The 22304-nt window shown below is 73.7% G+C and carries 21 protein-coding genes and 1 pseudogene; 12 read left to right on the top strand and 10 right to left on the bottom strand.

The features are described from left to right. Nucleotides 1-20: 20 nt before the first annotated feature. Nucleotides 21-1550 carry a multiple monosaccharide ABC transporter ATP-binding protein gene (gene mmsA, locus HD595_RS31060; protein ID WP_253775188.1) on the top strand — a complete coding sequence of 510 codons (1530 nt, stop codon included), beginning with the start codon at nucleotides 21-23 and terminating at the stop codon, nucleotides 1548-1550. A gap of 6 nt (nucleotides 1551-1556) precedes the next feature. Further along, nucleotides 1557-2819: a multiple monosaccharide ABC transporter permease gene (mmsB, locus tag HD595_RS31055; protein WP_253775186.1), complete on the top strand. Its 1263-nt coding sequence runs from the start codon at nucleotides 1557-1559 to the stop codon at nucleotides 2817-2819. A 65-nt stretch (nucleotides 2820-2884) separates the two neighbouring features. Here mmsB and HD595_RS31050 read toward each other — a convergent pair whose 3' ends face one another. Next, on the bottom strand, nucleotides 2885-3931 hold the full coding sequence (locus HD595_RS31050) for a LacI family DNA-binding transcriptional regulator (protein ID WP_253775184.1): 1047 nt from the start codon (nucleotides 3929-3931) through the stop codon (nucleotides 2885-2887). A 163-nt stretch (nucleotides 3932-4094) separates the two neighbouring features. Here HD595_RS31050 and HD595_RS31045 point away from each other — a divergent pair, with 163 nt between their 5' ends. The 4 genes from HD595_RS31045 (at nucleotide 4095) to HD595_RS31030 (ending at nucleotide 8370) form a co-directional block, all read left to right on the top strand. Continuing rightward, nucleotides 4095-5108 carry a CAP domain-containing protein gene (locus HD595_RS31045; protein ID WP_253775182.1) on the top strand — a complete coding sequence of 338 codons (1014 nt, stop codon included), beginning with the start codon at nucleotides 4095-4097 and terminating at the stop codon, nucleotides 5106-5108. Nucleotides 5109-5264: 156 nt separating this feature from the next. Next, nucleotides 5265-6008, top strand: coding sequence for a class I SAM-dependent DNA methyltransferase (locus HD595_RS31040; protein ID WP_253775181.1), 744 nt, complete (start codon nucleotides 5265-5267; stop codon nucleotides 6006-6008). Next, complete coding sequence (locus HD595_RS31035) at nucleotides 6008-7120, top strand: iron-containing redox enzyme family protein (protein WP_253775179.1); 1113 nt, start codon at nucleotides 6008-6010, stop codon at nucleotides 7118-7120. The genes HD595_RS31040 and HD595_RS31035 overlap by 1 nt, the downstream gene beginning before the upstream one ends. Beyond that, entirely contained in the window at nucleotides 7117-8370 is a 1254-nt protein-coding gene (locus HD595_RS31030; protein WP_253775177.1) for a glycosyltransferase family 2 protein, read from the top strand. Before HD595_RS31035 ends, HD595_RS31030 begins: the two co-directional genes overlap by 4 nt. Nucleotides 8371-8407: 37 nt before the next feature. Here HD595_RS31030 and HD595_RS31025 read toward each other — a convergent pair whose 3' ends face one another. Next, the gene (locus HD595_RS31025; RefSeq protein WP_253775175.1) at nucleotides 8408-8851 is read right to left on the bottom strand and encodes a DUF4383 domain-containing protein; all 444 of its coding nucleotides are present in this window, start codon (nucleotides 8849-8851) and stop codon (nucleotides 8408-8410) included. A 146-nt stretch (nucleotides 8852-8997) separates the two neighbouring features. Between HD595_RS31025 and HD595_RS31020 the strand changes: the two genes are divergently transcribed. Then, nucleotides 8998-10200, top strand: coding sequence for a hypothetical protein (locus HD595_RS31020; RefSeq protein WP_253775174.1), 1203 nt, complete (start codon nucleotides 8998-9000; stop codon nucleotides 10198-10200). A 70-nt stretch (nucleotides 10201-10270) separates the two neighbouring features. On the opposite strand, the gene HD595_RS31015 is transcribed toward HD595_RS31020, so the two are convergent. Together HD595_RS31015 and HD595_RS31010 are read right to left on the bottom strand one after the other, a co-directional pair. Further along, entirely contained in the window at nucleotides 10271-11119 is an 849-nt protein-coding gene (locus HD595_RS31015; RefSeq protein ID WP_253775172.1) for an SAM-dependent methyltransferase, read from the bottom strand. A gap of 165 nt (nucleotides 11120-11284) precedes the next feature. Then, nucleotides 11285-12124, bottom strand: a complete 840-nt coding sequence (locus HD595_RS31010) for a universal stress protein (RefSeq protein WP_253775170.1) — start codon at nucleotides 12122-12124, stop codon at nucleotides 11285-11287. A 225-nt stretch (nucleotides 12125-12349) separates the two neighbouring features. Between HD595_RS31010 and HD595_RS31005 the strand changes: the two genes are divergently transcribed. Both HD595_RS31005 and HD595_RS31000 read left to right on the top strand, forming a co-directional pair. Beyond that, nucleotides 12350-12991 carry a response regulator transcription factor gene (locus tag HD595_RS31005; protein ID WP_175603704.1) on the top strand — a complete coding sequence of 214 codons (642 nt, stop codon included), beginning with the start codon at nucleotides 12350-12352 and terminating at the stop codon, nucleotides 12989-12991. Nucleotides 12992-13120: 129 nt separating this feature from the next. Next, nucleotides 13121-13534 carry a pyridoxamine 5'-phosphate oxidase family protein gene (locus HD595_RS31000; RefSeq protein ID WP_253775168.1) on the top strand — a complete coding sequence of 138 codons (414 nt, stop codon included), beginning with the start codon at nucleotides 13121-13123 and terminating at the stop codon, nucleotides 13532-13534. Between the two features lie 13 nt (nucleotides 13535-13547). On the opposite strand, the gene HD595_RS30995 is transcribed toward HD595_RS31000, so the two are convergent. Together HD595_RS30995 and HD595_RS30990 are read right to left on the bottom strand one after the other, a co-directional pair. Continuing rightward, complete coding sequence (locus tag HD595_RS30995) at nucleotides 13548-15233, bottom strand: sensor histidine kinase (protein WP_253775165.1); 1686 nt, start codon at nucleotides 15231-15233, stop codon at nucleotides 13548-13550. A 39-nt stretch (nucleotides 15234-15272) separates the two neighbouring features. Beyond that, on the bottom strand, nucleotides 15273-16259 hold the full coding sequence (locus HD595_RS30990) for an Acg family FMN-binding oxidoreductase (RefSeq protein WP_253775163.1): 987 nt from the start codon (nucleotides 16257-16259) through the stop codon (nucleotides 15273-15275). Between the two features lie 233 nt (nucleotides 16260-16492). Here HD595_RS30990 and HD595_RS30985 point away from each other — a divergent pair, with 233 nt between their 5' ends. Further along, a complete protein-coding gene (locus tag HD595_RS30985) occupies nucleotides 16493-17173 on the top strand; it encodes a CBS domain-containing protein (RefSeq protein WP_253775161.1) in 681 nt (226 codons plus the stop codon). Nucleotides 17174-17177: 4 nt separating this feature from the next. Here HD595_RS30985 and HD595_RS30980 read toward each other — a convergent pair whose 3' ends face one another. Further along, nucleotides 17178-17759, bottom strand: a complete 582-nt coding sequence (locus HD595_RS30980) for a dihydrofolate reductase family protein (protein ID WP_253775159.1) — start codon at nucleotides 17757-17759, stop codon at nucleotides 17178-17180. Between the two features lie 142 nt (nucleotides 17760-17901). Further along, nucleotides 17902-18558 (bottom strand): CBS domain-containing protein, encoded by a 657-nt coding sequence (locus HD595_RS30975; RefSeq protein WP_253775157.1) that lies wholly within the window; start codon nucleotides 18556-18558, stop codon nucleotides 17902-17904. 132 nt (nucleotides 18559-18690) lie between these two features. Here HD595_RS30975 and HD595_RS30970 point away from each other — a divergent pair. Next, nucleotides 18691-19443, top strand: a pseudogene (locus tag HD595_RS30970) (HAD family hydrolase); the annotation flags it as partial. Between the two features lie 137 nt (nucleotides 19444-19580). Next, complete coding sequence (locus HD595_RS30965) at nucleotides 19581-20231, top strand: pyridoxamine 5'-phosphate oxidase family protein (RefSeq protein WP_253775155.1); 651 nt, start codon at nucleotides 19581-19583, stop codon at nucleotides 20229-20231. Nucleotides 20232-20376: 145 nt separating this feature from the next. Here the strand turns inward: HD595_RS30965 and HD595_RS30960 are convergent, their stop codons facing one another. Then, nucleotides 20377-21150 (bottom strand): DUF6544 family protein, encoded by a 774-nt coding sequence (locus tag HD595_RS30960; RefSeq protein WP_253775153.1) that lies wholly within the window; start codon nucleotides 21148-21150, stop codon nucleotides 20377-20379. Nucleotides 21151-21289: 139 nt separating this feature from the next. Next, complete coding sequence (locus HD595_RS30955; protein ID WP_253775151.1) at nucleotides 21290-22156, bottom strand: universal stress protein; 867 nt, start codon at nucleotides 22154-22156, stop codon at nucleotides 21290-21292. Nucleotides 22157-22304: the final 148 nt, after the last annotated feature.

The following is a 22304-nucleotide window of genomic DNA, read 5'->3' as shown; positions in this document are numbered from 1 at the left end:
CCCCTCGGGAAGGACCTTCGATGACCGATGACATCCTGCACATGCGGGGCATCACCAAGACGTTTCCCGGAGTGCGCGCGCTCCACGAGGTGAGCCTCTCCGTACGCCGCGGCGAGATCCACGCCATCTGCGGCGAGAACGGCGCCGGCAAGTCGACGCTGATGAAGGTGCTGAGCGGGGTCTACCCGTTCGGCAGCTACGAGGGGCGGATCGAGTTCGACGGCGAGCTGTGCCGGTTCGGCGGAATCAAGGACAGCGAGGACGCCGGCATCGTCATCATCCACCAGGAGCTGGCGCTGTGCCCGCAGCTGTCCATCGCCGAGAACATCTTCCTCGGCAACGAGCGGGCCAGCCGCGGGCTCATCGACTGGAACCGCACCAACCACCAGGCCGGCGAGCTGCTGCGGCGCGTCGGCCTGGAGGAGAGCCCGGTCACGCAGGTGGCCGACATCGGCGTGGGCAAGCAGCAGCTCGTCGAGATCGCCAAGGCCCTGTCGAAGAAGGTGAAGCTGCTCATCCTGGACGAGCCCACCGCGGCGCTCAACGACCAGGACTCGGCCCACCTGCTCGACCTGCTGCGCGGCCTGCGCGACGAGGGCATCACCTGCGTGATCATCTCGCACAAGCTGAACGAGATCATCGACATCGCCGACTCGATCACCATCATCCGTGACGGGCAGACGATCGAGACGCTGGAGATGGCCGGCGGCCAGGTGACCGAGGACCGGATCATCTCCGGCATGGTCGGCCGCGACCTGGACCACCGCTTCCCGCCGCACGAGCCGAACATCGGCGAGGAGGTCCTGCGCATCGAGGACTGGACGGTGCACAGCCCCTCCCAGCCCGACCGGCAGGTCGTCTCCAAGGCCGGCCTCACGCTGCGGCGCGGCGAGATCGTCGGCCTGGCCGGGCTCATGGGCGCCGGTCGCACCGAGCTGGCGATGAGCCTGTTCGGCCGCACGTACGGCGTCGGCATCTCCGGCCGCGTCTACAAGGAGGGCCGCGAGGTCCACATCCGCAACGTCCAGGACGCGGTGAAGCTCGGCATCGCCTACGCCACCGAGGACCGCAAGCGGTACGGCCTCAACCTCATCGAGGACATCAAGCGCAACATCTCCTCGGTCAGCCTGGGCCGGCTCAGCCGCAACGGCTGGGTCAACGAGAACGAGGAGTACCGGGTCGCCGACCAGTTCCGGCGCAGCATGAACATCAAGGCGCCGAGCGTGCAGAGCGTCGTCGGCAAGCTGAGCGGCGGCAACCAGCAGAAGGTCGTGCTGTCGAAGTGGATCTACACGGATCCCGACGTGCTCATCCTCGACGAGCCGACGCGCGGCATCGACGTCGGGGCCAAGTACGAGATCTACACGATCATCAACCAGCTCGCCGACGAGGGGAAGGCCGTCCTGGTCATCTCCTCGGAGCTGCCGGAGCTGCTCGGGCTGTGCGACCGCATCTACACGCTGTCGCAGGGCCGGATCACCGGCGAGCTGCCGCGCGAGGAGGCGACCCAGGAGCGCCTGATGTACCACATGACCATGGGACAGGAGTAAGTCCGGATGAGCAGCAGTACGACCCCCGCCGATCTTGAGGCGGGCCCGCGACGGGACGCCAAGGGCGAGCCGCCCGGCCGGCTGAAGCTCGGCGGCCTGTCCATCAACATCCGCCAGAGCGGCATCTACATCGCGTTCGCGCTGATCGTGGTGCTGTTCTCGGTGCTGACCGACGGCGCCCTCCTTCAGCCGCAGAACATCTCGAACATCGTCGTCCAGAACTCCTACATCCTGATCCTGGCCATCGGCATGATCCTGATCATCATCGCCGGGCACATCGACCTGTCGGTCGGCTCGGTGGTGGCGGTCACGGGCGCCGTGGCGGCCGTGCTCATGGTGAACTACGGGGTCCCCTGGCCGCTCGCGCTGCTCATCACCCTGGTCGCGGGCGGCCTGATCGGGGCGTGGCAGGGCTACTGGATCGCCTACTTCGGCATCCCGTCGTTCATCGTGACGCTCGCCGGCATGCTGCTGTTCCGGGCGCTCACGCTGACCGTGCTCGGCAACCAGGGCATCGGCCCGTTCCCCGACGCCGTGCGCACCCTGTCGAACGGCTTCACCGACGGCTACCTGGGCAACGTCGGGCTCGGCCCGCTCGGCGGCGCCGACGTGTTCAGCCTGCTGATCGGCCTGATCGCCATCGCGGGCATGGCCGCCGCCCAGTGGCGCACCCGCGCCGCCCGCGCCGGGTACGGCCAGAGCGTCGACCCGCTGCCGGTGTTCGTCCTGAAGATCGCCGCGGCGGCCGTGCTCATCATGGCCGTGGTGGTGCAGCTCGCGCGCTTCCGGAACCTGCCGTGGGTGCTGGTGCTGCTGGCCCTGCTGGTGCTGGGCTACTCGCTGCTGGCCAACCGGTCGGTGTTCGGCCGCCGCATCTACGCGGTCGGCGGCAACCTCCAGGCCGCGGTGCTGTCGGGCATCAAGGTCAAGTCCGTGGTGTTCTGGATCTTCGTCAACATGGGCGTGCTGGCGTCCATCGCCGGCATCATCTTCGCCGGCCGGCTCAACCAGGCCGGCCCGACGGCCGGCAACTCGTTCGAGCTGGACGCGATCGCCGCGGCGTTCATCGGCGGCGCGGCCGTCCAGGGCGGCGTGGGCAAGGTCGTCGGCGCGATCACCGGCGGCCTGATCATGGGCGTGATCAACAACGGCATGTCGCTCATCGGCTCGCCGAGCGAGCGGGTCATGCTGGTCAAGGGCATCGTCCTGCTGGCGGCGGTCGCCTTCGACGTGTGGACCAAGCGGCGGGCGGGCGCGGGCGCGCGCTGATCCGTCGCACCGGGATGAAGGGCGGGCCTGGTGGCCCGCCCTTTTCCGTGCCTCACTCGAGGGGCTCAGCGGGGAGGGGCGGTGGACTCGCGGATGATCAGGCGGGGCGGGGTCAGGGTGAGGGTGGGCTGCGGCCGGCCCGCGAGTTCGGCCACCGCCGCCCGGAGGCACGCCCTGCCCAGCCCCGCGAAGTCCATCCGCACCGTCGTCAGCGCCGGGGTCCAGTACGCGCAGCCCGGGATGTCGTCGAAGCCGACGATGCTCACGTCCCCCGGCACGTCCTTGCCCGCGTCGTACAGCGCCCGGCGCACGCCCTGCGCGATGTCGTCGTTGCCGCACAGCACGGCCGTCACCTCGGGGTCGTCGGCCAGCAGGCGCCGGCCCGCCTCGTAGGCGCCGGCGACGTCCCAGCCGCAGCCGATGACCGCGGGCACCGGGGCGCCCGCCCCCCGCAGCGCGTCGTGCCAGCCGGCGCGGCGCCCGCCGGAGCGGCCCTCCGAGGGGATCGCGACGTGATGGACGGTGCGGTGACCGAGCCCGAGCAGGTGCCGGGTGGCGTCGGCGGCGGCGCCGCGCTCGTCGAGGGCCAGGGCGACCCGGCCCGTGTCGGGGGCGGCCGGTTCGGTGGCGGCGACCGCGGGCAGGTGCGGCGGCAGCGCCTCCAGCACCGCCGTGCCCGCCGGGTCGAACGCGATGACCACCACGGCTCCCGCGCTGGGGTCGCTGACGTAGTCGACGGTCTGCTTGACGTCGCCCGGCCCGTCGGACTCGACGACGCGCACCCCCACGGCCATGCCCTCCACCCGGGCCGCCTCCTCGATGCCCTGGAGCGTGGAGGCGTAGCCGTACAGCATGGTGTCGGACATGACGACGGTCACGCCGTGGGCGCGGCCGAGGCCGAGGGCGCGCGCGGCGCGGTTGGGGCGGAAGCCGAGCCGGTCGATGGCGGCGAGCACCGCGGCGCGGGTCTCGGCGCTCACCCGGGGCGAGTCGTTGAGGACGCGCGAGACGGTCTGGTGGGACACGCCCGCGGCGGCGGCGACGTCGCGGATGCTGGGGACGGCCCTGCCACGGGCGGACGCGCGCGCCTCACTCCGGGGGCTGCTGGTCACGATCACATCGTAGGCCGCTCCGGTCGGCGTCGCGGACCGCCCCGGGCGTCTCTCTGATCTCTTCTGGTCACCCAAATATCCGGAATTTCATGACACGGGTGTCAGATGCCGACAGAATGCGGAGTCCATCCAGCCTTACCGCAAAACTGGAGGGAAACCCCATATGCGTAGACCCCTAGGGGTACTCGCCGGCCTCGTCAGCGTCGCGGCGCTCTCCGCGCCCATGGCCACCGCTCACGCCGAGTCGGTGTCCCTGGCCGCGTGCCGGCTGACCGTGAACGAGCCCACTCTCAGCACCGCCGGCCGGATCCAGGCGTCCGCCGTCCGGGAGGACTGCGCCCGTCCCGGGCTGGTCCGCGTCCGCATCCTGCGCGCCGTGCCGGGCGACGACCCGGTCGTCAAGAGCGGCGCGGCACGCGGGCGCTTCAGCCGCGTGACGATCTCCATGGCGTGCGCGCCGGGCACCTACTACGCGACGGCCACCGACTACCGCGGCAACAGCGGCAAGTCCAAGGCCGTCAAGCTGACCTGCGACCCCGCCGCGACGCCGTCCCCGTCGCCGACGTCGAGCTCCACCGCGACGGCGACCGCGACGCCGACGGCCACCCCGTCCCCGAGCGGGACCCAGACGTCGTCGCCGAAGCCGACGGCCACCGCGTCCCCGACGACGACGCGCACGGTGACCCCGACGCCGACCGCGAAGCCGACCCGCACGGTCACCCCGACGCCGACGCGCACGGCGACCACCAAGCCGACCCCCACCTCCAGCTCGACGTCCGGCACGGTCGGCAGCACGGAGGAGAACGAGGTCGTCCGGCTGACCAACGCCGAGCGGGCCAAGGGCGGCTGCCAGCCGCTCAAGCACGACCCGCAGCTGCACAAGGCCGCCTACGACCACTCGGCCGACATGGCGGCGCAGAACTACTTCAGCCACACCTCCAAGGACGGCCGCAGCTTCATGGACCGCATCCGCGGCGCCGGCTTCACCGGCGGCACGGGCTGGGCCGAGAACATCGCCATGGGCCAGCCGAGCCCGGCCTCCGTGGTCGAGGCCTGGATGAACAGCTCCGGGCACAAGGCCAACATCATGAACTGCAAGTACAACCTGATCGGTGTCGGCGCGGCCAAGAACTCCAAGGGCCAGATCTACTGGACCCAGGACTTCGCGGCACGCTGACCCGCCCCACTCCCGAAGGACGCCCCGCGACGGCACCCCGTCGCGGGGCGTCCCCCTTTCCTCCCCGGCCGTTCTCCCGCCCCCGAGCGGCCGAGTTTGCCCCGGAACCGCGCGGGCAGCACTTCACCTGCGGAAACATGAGGGAACGGGGGTCTCATGGCGGCAGCATTCGACGCCTCCGCCTACGGGCGGAGCATCGCCGACATCTATGACGCCACCGCCCGGGACCTGCCGACCGAGGCCACCGTCGAGCGGCTGTTCCGGCTGGCCGGTGGCGGTCCGGTGCTGGAGTTCGGGATCGGGACGGGGCGCCTCGCGCTGCCCCTGGCGGCCCGGGGGCTGACCGTGGCGGGCGTGGACGGCTCGCCGGAGATGGTCGCGGAGCTGCGGCGGAAACCGGGCGGCGACCGCATCCCGGTGGCCGTCGGCGACTTCTCGGTCACCAGGGTCGAGGGCCGGTTCGCCCTGGTGGCCCTGACCACGAACACGATCTTCGCGCTGCCGTCCCAGGACGCCCAGGTGGAGTGCTTCCGCAACGCGGCCGGGCATCTGGAGCCGGGCGGCCGGTTCGTCGTGGAGGCGTGGGTGCCGGACCTGAACGGCTTCGCCCGCGGGCCGGCGCTGCGGCTGCTGTCCCTGTCGGAGGAGGCCGTCACCGCCGAGGCCGCCCGCCTGGCGCCCGCCACGCAGATGATGTACACGACCCGGGTCCGCATGACCGACGAGGGGCTGCGGCTGCTGCCCGCCAACCACCGCTACGCCTGGCCCGCCGAGCTGGACCTGATGGGCCGGCTGGCCGGCATGACGCTGGAGTCGCGCTGGGCCGACTGGGAGGGCGCGCCGTTCGGCGACGACAGCCGCGCGCACGTGTCGGTCTACCGGCTGACCGGGGAGGCGTGATGCGCCTGCCGCGTCCCCGCGGGCCGGTCACCGCGGCCCTGTTCGCCCGACTCGCCACCGCCCCGCCCGCCGACCCGCGGGCGGACGGCGGGCACGCCCCGCTGCCGCACGGGCGGGCCGCTGTCCGGCCGGCCACCGCCGGGTCCGCGCGGGCGCCGTACGAGATGGGCGACGGGGATCTCCAGCTCGCCCTGTTCGCCTGCTACGAGCTGCACTACCAGGGCTTCGACGGCGTCGATGCGCGCTGGGAGTGGGAGCCGTCGCTGCTGGCCTTCCGGTCCGTCCTCGAACGGCGCTTCGAGCGGGCCCTGGCGCGGGCGGTGCCACGGCCGCCGGACGTGCCTCCCGGCGGGGTGCGGGCGGCGCTGGCGGAGATGACCGCGCCCGGCGATGGGCCGTCCACGGCGGCGTTCCTGCGGCGGCACGCCGACCTGGCGCAGTTCCGCGAGTTCGTGACGCACCGCTCGGTGTACCACCTCAAGGAGGCCGACCCGCACACGTGGGCGATCCCCCGGCTGCGCGGCGGCCCGAAGGCGGCGCTGGTGGAGATCCAGTCCGACGAGTACGGCGGCGGCCGTACGGAGCGGATGCACGCGGAGCTGTTCCGCGTCACCATGCGGGGCCTCGGCCTGGACGACTCCTACGGCGCCTACCTGGACCGGGTCCCCGGCATCACGCTGGCGGTGTCCAACGTGATGTCGCTGTTCGGGCTGCACCGGAGGCTGCGGGGCGCGGCGGCCGGGCACCTCGCGGCGCTGGAGATGACGTCCTCGCTGCCGAACCGGCAGTACGCCGAGGGCCTGCGGCGGCTCGGCGGCGACGCGGCGACGGCCCGCTTCTTCGACGAACACGTGCAGGCCGACGCCGTCCACGAGCAGATCGCCGCGCACGACCTGTGCGCGGGCCTGGCCGCGCAGGACCCGTCGCTGGCGGGCGACATCCTGTACGGGGCGGCGTGCGCCCTGGAGGTGGAGCGGCTGTGGGCCGAGCACGTGCTGGGGTGCTGGCGGCGCGGGGCGTCCTCCCTGGAGCCGCCCGGGGCGGACGGCGCGGGCGGCGCGGGCGGCGCGGCGCGGGCCGGCGAGGAGAGCGCGGTGGCGAGCACCACATGAGCCGCCTCGCCTGCACGCCCCATGGAACCCGCGCACCGGGCGAGGCGGACGCGACCCCCATGGCCGGCACGACGCGCACACCGGGCGTGGTGGGCGCGACCCCCGTGAACGGCACGACCCGCACGCCCCGCACACCGGGCGAGGCGGGCGCGACCTCCATGAACGGAACGCCGTCCACGTCCACGGCCGGGAAGGCGCCCGCGCCGACGACCGGGAGGACGCCCGCGCCGGCCGCCGCCCGCGTGGCGGGCATGGAGGACCGGCAGGGGCTCGACTACGTGCTGCCCCTGCGCTGGGAGGACGACGCGGGTCTGGAGGAGCTGACCGCGTACCTGCGGGAGCTGTCCCGGCACGCGCGGGTGATCGTCGTGGACGGCAGCCGGGACGAGCTGTTCGACCGGCACGCCGGGCGCTGGCGCGGGCTGGTCACCCACGTGCGCCCGGACCCCGGGCTGCGGTTCGCCAACGGCAAGGTGAACGGCGTGACGACGGGCCTGCGGCTGGCCCGCGCCCAGCACGTGGTGATCGCCGACGACGACGTCCGCTACGAGCCCGCCGCGCTGGCCGGGATGGACGCCCTGCTGGCCGGGGCCGACCTGGTCCGCCCGCAGAACCACTTCGACCCGCTCCCCTGGCACGCCCGCTGGGACACCGCCCGCACGCTGCTGAACCGGGCTGTCGGCGCCGACTACCCGGGGACGTTCGGGGTCCGGCGCTCCTTCTTCTGGGAGATGGGCGGCTACGACGGCGATGTGCTGTTCGAGAACCTGGAGCTGATCCGCACCGTCCGGGCCCGGGGCGGCGTCGAGTACCACGCGCCGGGCCTGTACGTGCGCCGCCTGCCGCCGGACGTCTCCCGGTTCTGGTCGCAGCGTGTCCGGCAGGCGTACGACGACCTGGCGCAGCCCGCGCGGCTGGCGCTGTTCCTGTCGGTGCTGCCCGCGGCGGCGGCCGGGCTGGCGCGGCGCCGGTTCGGCGCGCTGGCCGTGGCCGCCGGGCTGGCGGTGGGCCTGGCCGAGGCGGGCAGGCGCAGGGCCGGCGGCCGGCGGGTGTTCCCGTGGACCGCGTCGCTGTTCGCCCCGGTGTGGGTGCTGGAGCGGGCCACGTGCGCCTGGCTGGCGGTGGGCGCCGCGCTGGGCGGCGGCGTGCCGTACGCGGGGCGCCGGCTGAGGCGCGCCGCGCACAGCGTGCGGTCGCTGCGCCGCCGGCCGGAGCCGCTCGGCCCCGGCCCGGACAGAGCGGCCCGGTGAGGGCCGGACGGCCCTACTGGGTGACGGCCGGACGGACCTACTTGGTGAGGGCCGGACGGCGCGCCAGCAGGAAGCCGAGCGCGATCATCACGACGCCGAGCAGGAAGTGCAGCCAGTCGTCGGCCGTGTTCAGCGGCACGAAGTTGGCCGCGCTGGTCTTGGCGACGATCAGCCCGTAGATCCACAGCAGCAGGTAGATGACCCCGCCGCCGATCAGGAACCCGCGCGCCCCGCTCCAGGTCCGGGAGAGCACGATGCCGGCGATGCCGAACAGCAGGTGGACGATGTTGTGCAGGATCGACACCTGGAACACGCCGATCAGCAACGCCCCGGAGTGGTGCCCGGCGAAGGCGATGGCGCTGTAGTGGGTGGTGATGCCCGGGATGAAGCCGAGCACGCCCACCAGCAGGAACACCGCGCCGACGATGAGCGCGGCGACTTGGACGGGCGTGCGGTCCGCTCTGGTTCTCGGGGTGTCCATCGAGAGCCTCCCTCGGAACAGGGTGTGGCGCTTCCTCCCGTCCAGCTACCCGGCAGGCCCCCCTTCACGCGCGGCCGGGCGATTGCCCTCCGGCCCCTCGGGTAGGGCGGCTGGTTCACGGAGCCGACAGCGAGGGAGCGCGGCACATGACCTTCAACCCGCTGCGGGAGCGCGGAATCCCCCTGGACAAGCAACTCCGCAACTGGCGCGAGCTCAACGTCACCCCGATCGACCCGGACCACGCCGATCCCTACACGAGGTGCCGGATCATCGCGATGAACGGCATCGAGGTGGAGGCGATCCTGTTCAGCCACCAGCTCGCCCGCCACTGCCCCGACCTGGAGCTCAAGCAGCAGCTCGCGCGGGTGCGCTACATCGAGGCCCAGCAGCAGAAGGCGGTCAACTGGCTGCTGCCCGGCCTGGCCTCGGTGCTGGAGACCACGCTCGCGTACGAGCAGGTGGCGGTGGACCTGACCGCGTGGGTGGCGCGGATGGAGCCGGACCCGTACCTGAAGCAGGCCTACCAGTTCGGCGTGCTGGAGGACTTCGACCACCTGTACCGGTACGCCAACCTGTACGAGATGATCGAGCACCGCCGGGCCGAGAAGATCGTCGACCAGCTCACCGAGGTCATGCCGGGCCGCCCGACGTACCTGCACCACCGCGACCCGGTCGACAACGTCCGCGAGCCGTACGACAGGAGCTCCGCCCAGCCGATCTCGAAGCTGCACGCGCTGACCATCATGGCGGCCGAGCAGCAGACCATGAACTTCTACATGAACGTCGGCCCCACGTACATGGAGCCGATCGCCCGCCGGCTCTACCAGGAGATCGGGCTGATCGAGGAGGAGCACGTCACCCACTACGAGTCGCTGGTCGACCCGGGCGAGAGCTGGTGGGAGATGCTGCTCAACCACGAGTACAACGAGTGCTACCTGTACCACTCCTTCATGCAGACCGAGTCGGACCCGAAGGTGAAGAACATCTGGGAGCTCCACCTCAACATGGAGCTGGAGCACCTGCGGCTGGCCGCCGAGCTGTTCAAGAGGCACGACGGCCGCGACCCCGAGGAGGTGGTGGCGCCCGCGCTGCCCGCTCCGCTCACCTTCGAGCCGAACAAGGGCTACCTGCGCGAGCTGATCGCCACCCAGATCGACTACACGACGCTCGGCACCGGATACGTCCAGGACGCCCACGAGCGCTTCGAGAAGATGCAGGAGGCGCTCATGGGCGGCGAGAAGGCGCCGTCCGAGACCGTCGTCCAGGAGAACGCCGACAAGTCCGGCCGCGAGTACCGGCTGGAGACCGAGGGGCCGCACCCGGTGGGCAGCCTGCGCGCCGACCGCTGACCCCTGCCCTGACCCGCCGTGACCCGCCGTGATTCGCCCTGACCGGCCCGGCCCAGCCCAGCCCGGCCGGTCAGAGGCGGTCGGGCCCGGCCGGGGTGGTCAGGCGGCCCACGGCGGCGTCGATGCGGACCGCCGGCACGCCTTCCAGCAGCGGGATCGGCGGCTCGTCCTCCTCCTCGCCCGCGATCCGCCACTCGTGGACCGGGGCGAGGCCCGGCCCGACGAGCTCGAATCCCTCGGTCAGCCGGAGCACCTCCTCGCGGGTGCGAAACACCGACTGCGCCGACGTGCCGGCCGTCGCGGTGCTGAGCTGGGCGATCGCCTCGGGCGAGCTGTCGGCCATGGCGTGGGTGAGCACGAGGTGGCTGCCGGGCGCCATCCACTTGCGGAAGTCCGCCACGATGCCGGCCGGGTCCTCGTCGTCGAGGATGAAGTGCAGGATGCCGACCATGAGCACGCCGACCGGCTGCGCGAAGTCGATCAGGCGGATGACGCGCGGGTCGCCGAGGATGACGCCGGGCTCGCGCAGATCGGCCTGGACGGCCTCGACGCCGGGCGAGCTGGCCAGCAGCACCTCGCTGTGGAGGCGGACGACGGGGTCGTAGTCGACGTAGACGACCCGGCTGTCGGGCGCGACCGCGCGGGCCACCTCGTGCACGCTGGGCGAGGTCGGGATGCCGGTGCCGAGGTCGAGGAACTGGCGCACGCCTTGCCGGGCCAGGTGGCGTACGGCGCGGACGAGGAAGAGCCGGTTGGCCCGGGCGACGAGCCGCGTCTCGGGCGCGACGGCGAGCAGCTTGTCGGCGAAGGCGCGGTCGATCGCCAGATGGTCCTTGCCGCCCAGGAGGTAGTCGTAGACCCGGGCGACGCTCGGGACGCGGGGATCCACACCCGGCGGGACTCGCTCCAGCTCGCTCACGGGGGGCGCCTCCTTCGATCCGAACGCCGTACGGGTCGGGTCCGACGCCATCCTACTCCGCTCCGCCGGGGGGAAGATCGCCTTTCCGGATCACTGCCGCGATCTGCGCGAGCCGTGACAAAGCGGGCGGCGACAAGGCGGGCGGCGACAAGGCGCGGGCGGCGGTCACTCCTCGCCGCGGACCACGGCGAGCGGGCAGGGCGCGTGGTGCAGCATGGCCTGGCTGACGGAGCCGAGCAGCATGCCGGCGAACGTCCCGTGACCGCGCGAGCCCACGACCAGCAGGTCGGCGGCCTTCGCGGCCTGGAGGAGCACGGCCACCGGGTGTCCCTGGACGACCTCCTCGACCACCGGCACGTCCAGGTGGCGCTCCCGCCACTCCGCCAGGGCCGCCTTCAGCGCGGCCAGCTCGTCGCCCTCCCGCTCGGGGTCGGCCGGCGGGAACCCGCCGATCCTCGGCCAGGACCAGGCGTGCACGGCCCGCAGGGTCGCCCCGCGCAGCCGCGCCTCGGCGAAGGCGAAGCCGAGCACCCGGCCGGACGACGACGAGCCGTCCACGCCGGCCACCACCTCGCCGCGCGCCGGCAGCGCCGCCTCGCGCACCACGACCACGTCGCACGGCGCGTGCCCGGCCACGCCGTACGCCACCGACCCCACGAGCATGCCGCGCACGCCGCCGAGGCCGTGCCCGCCGATGACCAGCAGCTCCGCGCCGGCCGCGGCCTTCACCAGGGCGGCCCTGGGATCGCCGGGCAGCAGCGCGGCCTCGACGGCGACCTCCGGCCGCTCGCGCCGCACCCGTTCCTCGGCCGCGGCCAGCACGGTCCTGCCGCCCTCGCGCATCCAGCGGGCCACCTCGGCGTACCGGCCGCCCCCGGGCTCGCAGGCCCAGGACGGCAGGGCGTGCACGAGCTTCAGCGGCGCCGCGCGCAGGGCCGCCTCGGCCGCCGCCCACCCGGCGGCCTCCAGGCCGGCCCGCGATCCGTCCACACCGGCGACGATCATCGATGTCCTCCCCCGTCCGCCCCCTTCGAGTCCTTCCCACCCGCGTCACGGGCACCCGCGGCGCGATGCCCCCACCCGCGCCGCGGACACCCTCGGCCGATGCCCCCACCCGCGCCGCGGGCGTCCTCGGCCCGGCGCCTCCCCGCGGGCGCCGCCCGGGACACGCGGCTTTCCGGGACCTTCGGCCCTTCCGGAAGGCCCGAGCCGCCGGTTAGCGTCGGAGTCATGATTCGTGTGTTCCTCGTCGATGATCATGAGGTGGTGCGGCGGGGCGTGGCCGCCCTGCTCGACTCCGAAGACGACATCGAGGTGATCGGCGAGGCCGGCACCGCCGAGTCGGCGGTCGCCCGCATCCCCGCGCTCAAGCCCGACGTGGCGGTCCTCGACGTGCGCCTGCCCGACGGCAGCGGGGTGGACGTGTGCCGGGAGGCCCGCTCGCGGCTCCCGGGGCTGGCGTGCCTCATGCTCACCTCGTACGCGGACGACGACGCGCTGTTCGACGCGGTCATGGCCGGGGCGTCCGGCTACGTGCTGAAGCAGATCCACGGCTCCGACCTGGTCGGCGCGGTGCGCACGGTGGCCTCGGGGCAGTCGCTGCTCGACCCGCAGACCACGGCGGCGATGCTGCAGCGGCTGCGCGACCAGGCCACCCGTCAGGACCCGCTGGCCGCCCTGTCGGACCAGGAGCGCCACATCCTCGACCTCATCGGCGAGGGCCTGACGAACCGGCAGATCGGCGAGCGGCTGTTCCTCGCCGAGAAGACCGTCAAGAACTACGTGTCCAACCTGCTGGCCAAGCTCAACATGCAGCGCCGCACCCAGGCCGCCGCGCTGGCCGCCCGCCTGCGCGCCGACAAGCGCGACTGACGTCCCCTCGGCCGGACAAGCACGAAGAGCCAGGAACAGGACGATCTCGGCCGTCTCCGGCGCCGAACGGCGGCCACGAGGGGACCTTCGGCCCTGAGCACGGACGGCCCGGCCGCCGATCCTGGAGACATGCACACCTTGGACTCGTCCGGACTGCGGGTGCTCACGCGCGAGGAGTGCCTGCGCCTGCTGTCCCGCGCGCCGATCGGGCGGATCGTGTTCACCGACCGCGCCCTTCCCGCGGTGCAGCCGGTGACCTTCCGCCTCTACGGCGACAGCGTGGTGATCCGCACCAGCGCGGGCTCGAAGCTGGCCGCGGCCACCCGGCACGCCGTGGTGGCCTTCGAGGCCGACGAGTTCGACGTGGACCGGCGGACCGGCTGGTCCGTGACCGCCGTGGGCCGGGCCCGCGCCGTGCGGGACCCGGACGAGATCGCGCGGCTGTCGGAGCTGGCGCCGGCCGCCTGGGCGCCGGGCGAGCGCAACCACTACATCGTGGTGGACATGGAGCAGGTGACGGGCCGGCAGATCACCCGCGGCTGAGCCGGACGCGGAATCAGACGGGGACGCTCCAGCACAGCCGGGTGCCCCCGCCCTCCGGGGAGCTGAGGTCGAAGTCGCCGCCGAGCGCGACGGCGCGCTCCTCCATGTTGCGCAGGCCGCTGCGCCGCCCGTCCGGGGCCAGCCCGACCCCGTTGTCGCGCACGGTGAGCGTGAGGCGTTCGCCCGCGACCTCCACCGACACCTCCGCCTTGGACGCCTTGGCGTGGCGCACCAGGTTGGACAGCGCCTCGCGCAGCACGGCCAGCAGCTGCTCGGCCAGTTCCTCGGGCACGCGGTGGTCGAGCTGACCCTCCATGCGCAGGCCCGGCATGAACCCGAGGTGGCCGCGCGCCGACTCCACCAGGTCCACCACGCGGGCGCGCAGGCTCGGCGCGGCCACGTCGGGCACGTTCTGCAGGGCGAAGATGGTGGAGCGGATCTGCCGGATCGTCTCGTCCAGCTCGTCGATGGCGTGCTGGAGCCGGCCGGACGCCTCGGGGCGCTCCACGAGGCGTACGGTGCTCATGAGCGTCATGGCGATGGCGAACAGCCGCTGGATGACCACGTCGTGCAGGTCCTTGGCGATGCGGTCGCGATCCTCCAGCAGCGTGAGGCGCTCGGCGTCGCGGCGCGCCTCGGCCAGCTCCAGCGCGATCGCCGCCTGTCCGCCGAACGCCTCCAGCATGCGCAGCTCCGAGCCGCTGAACGGCAGCCGCCCGGACCGCTTGGCCAGGGCCAGCACCCCGCGTACGGTCTGGCCCGCGCCGAGCGGCATCAGCAGTTCGGGGCCGTAGCCGAACCCGCGCAGCGGCGACTCGGACTCCAGCAGGTCGCCCGCGCTGAGCGCCCGGCCGCCGGTGAACACCTCGCCCGCGGCGGAGCCGGTCAGCTCGTAGGACAGGCCGGCCGCCTCGGACGGCAGGTCGCCCTCGACCACCTCGGCCCGCAGCGCGCCGTCCTCGCCCGGCAGGAGGACCTGCACCAGGTCGGCGTCCGTCATCTGCCGGGCGCGGGCGGCCATCAGGGCGAGCACCTCGCGCGGGTCGGCCCCGGACAGCAGCCGGGTGGTGACGTCGGAGGACGCCTCCAGCCAGGTCTCGCGCCGCCGCGTCTCCTCGTACAGGCGGGCGTTCTCGATGGCGACGCCGGCGGCGGTGGCCAGCGCGATGACGATGGCCTCGTCCTCCTCGTCGAACTCTCCCCCGCCGCGCTTCTCGGTCAGGTAGAGGTTGCCGAACACCTCGTCGCGGACCCGCACGGGCACGCCGAGGAACGTGCCCATCGGCGGGTGGCCCGGCGGGAACCCGTACGACTCGGGGTGGTCGGAGATGCGGCCCAGCCGCAGCGGCCGGGCGTCCTTGATGAGCAGCCCGAGCAGGCCGAGGCCGTGCGGCCAGTGCTCGATGCGGGCGATCTCCTCCTCCGTCAGGCCGACGGGGATGAACTGGAGCAGCGTGCGCTCCTGCCCGACCACGCCGAGGGCGCCGTAGCTGGCGTCGACCAGGTTGGTGGCCGTCTCGACGATGCGCCGCAGCACGGTCTCCAGGTCGAGGTCGCTGCCGACCGAGACGACCGCCTCCAGCAGGGTGTGGACCCGGTCACGGGTGGCCAGCACCGCGTTGAGCCGGACCTGGAGCTCGGCGAGGAGCTCGTCCAGGCGCATGTTGGGCATCAGCGGGCGGTGCTCCCCTTGCGTCATACGACCAGTTTCGCACCCCCGCCCGCCGGGGTCCGCACGTCACTGGAGCATCTCGGCCAGAGATCGGCGGACGCTGTCCTTGTCGTCGAACGTGATGCCCAGCCGCATGATCATCTGGGGGTACTCGTCGGAGCACAGCTCGTGGCGCAGGAACTCCCGCAGGTGGTACATCTCCAGCGCCTGCGTGTGGAAGGCGGCGCTGACGCCGTGCGCGCAGGCGTGCAGCAGGGTCCGCTGGAGCGCCTGGCCGGCCGCGATCCACTGCTCGCGGGTGTCGCCGGTCGTGGTCAGCAGCGCAACCTCGCCCACGGACGCGGAGCGGCTGAGGTCGGCCTCGCTGCCCCACTCGTGCCGCCAGGCGTAGTCGCGCTGCGGGAAGTCGGGGTCGGTGGGCGGCGCGGTGCGCGGGTAGCCCTCGGCGGGCACGCCGTCGCGGCGGGAGCTGCCCGGCGGCCGGGCCCAGCGGATGACCTCCAGGGTGAGGACGCGGTCCTGGGACTGCGCGCCCTGCGCGGCCTGCGTGAGCGCGGCGAGCATGGTCACCGCGACCGGCGCGCGGACCGGCGTCAGCCGGGCGCCCTCGATCCTGGCCTCGCGCACCAGGCCGTCCATGAGCCGCTCGGGCACCGGCAGGTCGGTGAACCCGGCCCGGTGGGTGCGCCGCCGCTCGATCTGCCGGCCCATCGCGCGCACCCGGTCGTCGGGCTCGGCGGGCTCGCCCAGCGTGATCGTGGCGACGAGCGAGGGGCGGTCCGGGTCCGGCAGCACGCGCACGACGGGTTCGACGCCCTCGCAGCGCAGCGCCGTACGGATCGTGAACAGGGCGGCGCCGCAGCTGATGAGCAGCTCGCGGCCGGAGGGGTCGCCCATGCGCAGCTTGCGGTCCACGTCGGCGCGCAGGCTGATCTCCTCGCCGGAGACGGCGAAGCTCCACGGCTGGGTGTTGTGCACGGACGGCGCCCAGCGCGCCGCTTCGAGCGCCTTCTGGATGGCGCGTTCCGTGTGCTCTGCCGTTCGGGTGATCATGGCGATACCTCCCGGAGGTGATGACACCAGACCATCACGGGCGCGCCGCCGCGTGCAGGGCCGAAGGTCCCGCGACGAGGGGCCCTGCGCCCCCGCCGCCGGGACCTTCGCGGCGAGGCCGGCGCCCGCAGCCGCCGAAGGGCGGTCCCGTACGGGACCTACGCCTCTACAGGGCCGCCCCCGGCGCGGCTGTGATGAGAGTCCGGACCCGATACGGAGAGGCGGACACGGCGATGAAGACGACCGTCAGGGACGTGATGACGCGTGACGTGGTCACCGTCACCGGGAGCACGCCGTTCAAGGACATCGCCCTGGCGCTCATCGAGGGCGGCGTCAGCGCCGTGCCCGTGCTGGACGACGACCGCCGCGTGGTCGGCGTCGTGTCCGAGGCCGACCTGCTGCGCAAGGAGGAGTTCCGCGAGCAGTTCTACCGCGAGGGCTACCGGCCGCCGCTGCGGGCGCGGCTGCGCCACCCCAAGGGGCGGGAGAAGGCCGCCGGCGACACGGCGGCCGAGCTCATGACGTCGCCCCCGGTGACGGTCCCGCCGGAGGCGCCGGTCGCCTCGGCCGCCCGCCTCATGGACTCCCGCGACGTCAAGCGGCTGGCCGTGGTGGACGGCGAGGGACGCCTGGTGGGCGTGGTCAGCCGGCGCGACCTGGTCAAGCTGTTCCTGCGCGGCGACGAGGAGATCGCGGCGGAGATCCGCGACGACATCCTCGACCGGGCGCTGTGGACGGACACCTCCGGCGTCACCGTCGAGGTGCGCCGGGGCGTCGTGACGCTGAGCGGGTGGATGGAGCGCCGCACGGAGGCGGCCATCGCCGCGCGGATGACCGGCCGGGTCCACGGCGTGGTGGACGTCGTGGACCGGCTCACCTGGAAGCACGACGACTCCAGGTGGGAGGCCGGCTGAGGCCCTATCGGGCCTCCGGCTCATCGCCGGCGGGGGCGTAGCGGAGCAGCACCGTGCACCCGTCGAAGGTGCGCGTCTCCACGAGGCGCAGAGCGCGCCGCTCCCCCCGCGTGGCGAGCAGCGGCCGGCCGCCGCCGAGCACGACCGGGTGGACCACGACGTGGTACTCGTCGATCAGGCCCAGCCGCGCCAGCTCGCCGCCCAGCGCCGAACCGCCGAGGAGCAGCATGTCCTTGCCGGGCTGCCGCTTCAGCTCGGTGACCTCCTCGGCGAGGCGGGCGCCGATGACCCGGGTGTTCCAGTCGGCCTTGTCGAGGGTGGTGGAGAAGACGACCTTCGGCGTGGACCGCCAGATCGGGGCGAACTTCAGGTCGTGCTCGTCGTCGGAGTACGCCTCGACGTTCGGCCAGTAGCTCGACATGGCCTCCCACACGCCGCGCCCGTACAGGAAGGTGTCCACCCGGGCGGTCAGCTCGTCGGAGTGGGCGAACATCTCGGGGCCGACGGCCGGCCAGTCGAACTCTCCCTCAGGACCGTCGATGTGGCCGTCGAGAGAGGTGTGGACGTAGTAGATGATCTTCCGCATGGCGCCGGCTCCCTGGTCTCGTTCGGTGACCGCCCGGTCTGCCGCCGGGCCGTCGTTCACCGCTTGGTCGGAGCCGCTCACGGGTTCTCGACATCCCCCGCGACCTTTTCCCAAGAATTTTTCCCGGCCGCGTTCCGCCTGCTCAGAGCAGCGGCGGGACGACGAGGACGTCCTGCTCGTCGTGGTCGAGCGCGGAGACGACGTCCACCACGCCCTCGATGCCGCGGATGGCCTGCTCCAGCGCGATGGCCTGCGACCGGCGCCGGCACCTGCCCCTGATGGTCACGACGCCCTGGTCGATCTCGATCGCGTACGCCGCGAGGTCCGGGATCCGGGCCTGGATGTCGGCGAGCAGGTCGGCCGCCGGGCGGGTGAAGACGCGCAGCACGTCCCGCTGGTGCAGGGTGCCCGCGATGCGCCCGCTGACGGGGTCGATCACGGGGAGCTGCTTGACGCGCCTGTCGCGCATCAGCCGCGCCGCCTCGCGCAGCGGCGTCTCCGGGGTGACGGTGATCGCCGGGGAGGTCATGAGCTGGGCCGCCGTGACGCCGGCCGCCTTGTGGTGCTCCTCGTGCCGCCGGTGGGACTCGAACATCGAGACGCTGTGCCCGACGGGATCGCTCTCCTTCAGCAGGAGGTCGTCCTCGGACACCACGCCGACGGGCCGCCGCCCGGCGTCGATGACGGTGACGGCGCCGACGGCGAACCGCCTCATCGCGCCGATGATCTCGCTGAACGACGCGTCCTCCAGGACGGCGATGGCCACGCGGCCCATCACGTCCTTCACTTCCAGTGCCATGGTGTCCCCCTCTCTCCTTCCTTCCACTCCCAGGCTCCTCTCCCCGCCCCGGCGCCGGGCAGCGGCGAACGTCCCGGGTGCGCGGGCCCAAGGTCCTCCACGGCGCGTACGGCGCATGTCTCAGATGCCGGGATGGCGGGTACCGTCCTGGGCATGGCCGCCATCGACCTCGCGACCGTCCACGCGGTCGTGTTCGACACCGACGGCGTGGTCACCGACACGGCGCGGGTCCACGCGGCCGCGTGGAAACACGTCTTCGACGCCTTCCTGCGCGGACGTTCGGCGCCCTTCGACGTCCGCGACGACTACCTGCGCCACGTCGACGGGCGCCCGCGCCTCGACGGGGTGCGCACGTTCCTGGCCTCTCGTGGCATCACGCTGCCCGAGGGAAGCCCGGGCGACGGTCCGGACGCCGCCACCGTCCACGGGCTGGGGGCGGCCAAGGACGCGCTGTTCGTGGCCGAGATCGGGCGGCACGGCGTGGCGGCCTTCCCCTCGACCGTCGCCCTGCTCCACGAGCTGCGGCGGCGCGGCTGCCGTACGGCGGTGGTGTCGGCGAGCCGGCACTGCCGGGCCATGGTGGCCTCGGCGGGGCTGACGCACCTGTTCGACGTGACGGTGGACGGCGTGGAAGCCGCCCGGCTCGGGCTGGCGGGCAAGCCGGACCCGGCGCTGTTCCTGGAGGCGGCCGGCCGGCTCGGGACGCCCGCCGGGCGGACGGCCGTCGTCGAGGACGCGCTGCCGGGCGTGGAGGCCGGGCGGCGCGGCGGGTTCGCCCTGGTGGTGGGCGTGGACCGGTCGGGCGAGCGGGCGGCGGCGCTGCGGGCGGCGGGCGCGGACGCCGTCGTGGAGGACCTCGCGGAGCTGTCCGTGACGGGCCGCGTCCCGCACGCCGGCACCGGGGACGGCGAGGCGGCCGGGACCCCCGTGGCCTCGGGCGAGCAAGGGGGCCGGACCACCGTGGCCTCGGGCGAGCAAGGGGGCCGGACCACCGTGGGCTCGGGCGAGCAGGGGAGCCGGGCATGACCGGCGACCTCGGACGCCGCATCGCCTACCACCGCGAGCGCCGGGGGCTGACGCGCGAGCAGCTCGCCGAGCGCGCCGCGATGGCGCCCGGGTACGTCGAGTACGTCGAGGAGCACCCCGACACCATCGCCACCGGCGCGCTGACCCGGCTGGCCGGGGCGCTTGGGGTCTCCCCCGGCGAGCTGCTGGGCGGCTCCGCCGACCGGCCACCCGGCCCCGGCCCGGCGCGGGCGGCGCCCATGCTGGAGAAGCTGGACCGCGACGAGTGCCTGCGCCTGATCGCTCCGGGCGGCATCGGCCGGGTCGCCTTCGCCGGGCCGGACGGCCCGACCGTGCTGCCGGTGAACTACAAGCTGCACGAGGGCGCGGTCGTCTTCCGCACTGCTCAGGGCGGCCAGATGGACCAGGCGCTGCGCACGGGCATGGAGGGCGTCGAGGTCAAGATCGGGTTCGAGGTGGACCAGATCGACGAGGCGCGGCGCGAAGGGTGGAGCGTGCTGGTGCAGGGCCCCGCCCACCTGGTGAAGGAGGAGGAGCTGGACGCGGTCATGGGGGCGCAGGTCTCGCCCTGGGCGGGCGGCGCGCGCGAGCTGTACATCCGGATCCTCCCGCACCAGGTCACCGGCCGCCGTATCCGCGGCCTCTGACCGCACAGTCGCGGACCGCACCCTCGCTCGCGGACCGTACTCCCACAGACGGGGCCCGCGCGGACCACGTCCTCGCGCGCGGACCGTACTGTCACGGACCGCACCCGCGCGGGCCGCGTCCTCGCGCGCTGAACGGCGGGTGGGGTCAGCGGAAGACGGCTCGCTCGATCGAGAAGCGGATGAACTCGCCCTCGGCCCACCGGGCGGTGCCGGGCCACCAGCCGCCCCGCGCCTCCGCCGCGATCGTGTACCCGCCGAACGTCTCCTCCCGCAGCACCTCCACGCCGAACGGCTCGTGCCGGTACGGCCCGCCCTCCGGGGCGCCCCAGCGGGACAGGCTCACGGCCTCCAGCGCGCCGCCCGGCGCGACCGTGAGCGTCACCTCGTGCTCCTCACCCGCGACGGGCACCCGGACGGCCGCCCGCCGCTCGTCCACCTGCTTCCACGTGAGCCGGGGGTCGAGCGCGGCGGCGGGCGCCAGCACCAGCTCGCTCGCCAGCCGTCCGGCGGCGCTGCGCGTGATGTCCGGCCCGGTCCCGGACATCACGGGGACGGCGTCGAACAGCCGCCAGCGCATCTCCCCCGTGCCGTCGCGGTACCGGTCGAAGCCGCGCACGGTGAGCGGCCCGAACAGGGCGCCGGCCGACCAGACGAAGCCCTCCGGCGGCAGCAGCACCTGCGCGGCGCGGTAGGGGTGCCAGCCGTTCAGCCGGATGACGCCGTGGCTGTCCAGCACGACCGCGCGGCGCAGGGGCGTGCCGGGCGCGATGGCGTGCAGCACCCAGCTCCGCGCGGGCTCGGGCAGCATCCCGGCCATCTCGGGGTCGAACGCGGCCGGGTCCGGCGTCGGGGCCTGGAGCAGGTCCCAGTCGCGGCGGGCGGCGTCGGTCAGGCAGGGCGGGGCGACGACCACGGTCATGATCTCCTCCAGGCGGCGCGGCCGACGGCACTCCCGCCGACGGCACGGATGACGGCGCCCCCACAGGCGGCGCGGACGACATCGGGCCCCCCGGCGGCGTGGACGACACCGGGCCTCCGGGCGGCGCCGGCGACGGGGGTCATGATCTTCTCCAGGGGGCGCGGACGACGGCGACCGGGCAGTGCGCCCGGTGGATCACGCCGTGGCAGGTCGAGCCCAGCACGGAGGCGGCGAACCCGCCCAGTCCGCGCGAGCCGAGGACGACCAGGGCGGCCGTCCGGGAGGCCGCCGCCAGGACCGGCACCGGATGGCCGGTCATGACCGACTCCACCACCTCGACGTCGGGGTACTTGTCCCGCCACATCGGCAGCCGCCGCGCGACCTCGGCCGCCTCGTCGGCCATCGCCCCGGCCAGCAGCGGCCCGTACCCGGCGGCCTGCGGCGCGAGGACCACGGTGTGCCGGGCGTAGACGACGCGCAGCCGCGTGTCGCGGGCGGCGGCCTGGTCCATGGCGTACTCCAGGGCGGCCTCGGCGTCGGCGGAGCCGTCGAACCCGGCGACCACCTCGCCCCCGCCCCCGGCGCCCCGCTCCGGGGCGCGCACGACGACCACCGGGCCGTGCGCGTGGCCGGCCAGGGCCAGCCCGACCGAGCCGAGCACGAGCCCGGCGAACCCGCCGAGCCCCCGGCTGCCCACCACGACGGTGTCGGCCGTCTCGGACTCGGTGCGCAGGCGTTCGACGACCGCGCCGAAGAGGTGCGCCGTGGTGACCTCCAGGCGGGGGGCGCGCCGCCGCGCCCGTTCCTCGGCGCCGGCGAGCAGCAGCGCGCTCCGCTCGGTCAGCGACAGTCCGCCGCCGCCGTCCGGGTGCTCGCTCCTCCACGGCTCGCGCACGTGCACGATCCGCAGGGGCCGGCCCCGGCGCGTGGCGTCCTGGACCGCCCAGCCGAGTGCCGCGTACGCCGCGTCCGATCCGTCTATCCCCACAACTACGGGATTCGTCATGGCCGCCCCCTCCGGTTGCGGAAGTCCACAAATTAAGGACACACCCGCACGAACCGGGCGCACAGGGAACGAGGTCCCGTCTGCGGAGGGACCATCGTCCCGCCCGCGGAAGAGGGCGACCGCCGGTCTTTTTACCCGAACCCGCTTT

This window comes from Nonomuraea roseoviolacea subsp. carminata, from assembly GCF_024172185.1.
In the GTDB taxonomy this organism is placed as follows: domain Bacteria; phylum Actinomycetota; class Actinomycetes; order Streptosporangiales; family Streptosporangiaceae; genus Nonomuraea; species Nonomuraea roseoviolacea.
Note: the sequence above shows the minus strand (reverse complement) of the source record. Positions and strands in the feature narration are given on the sequence as shown.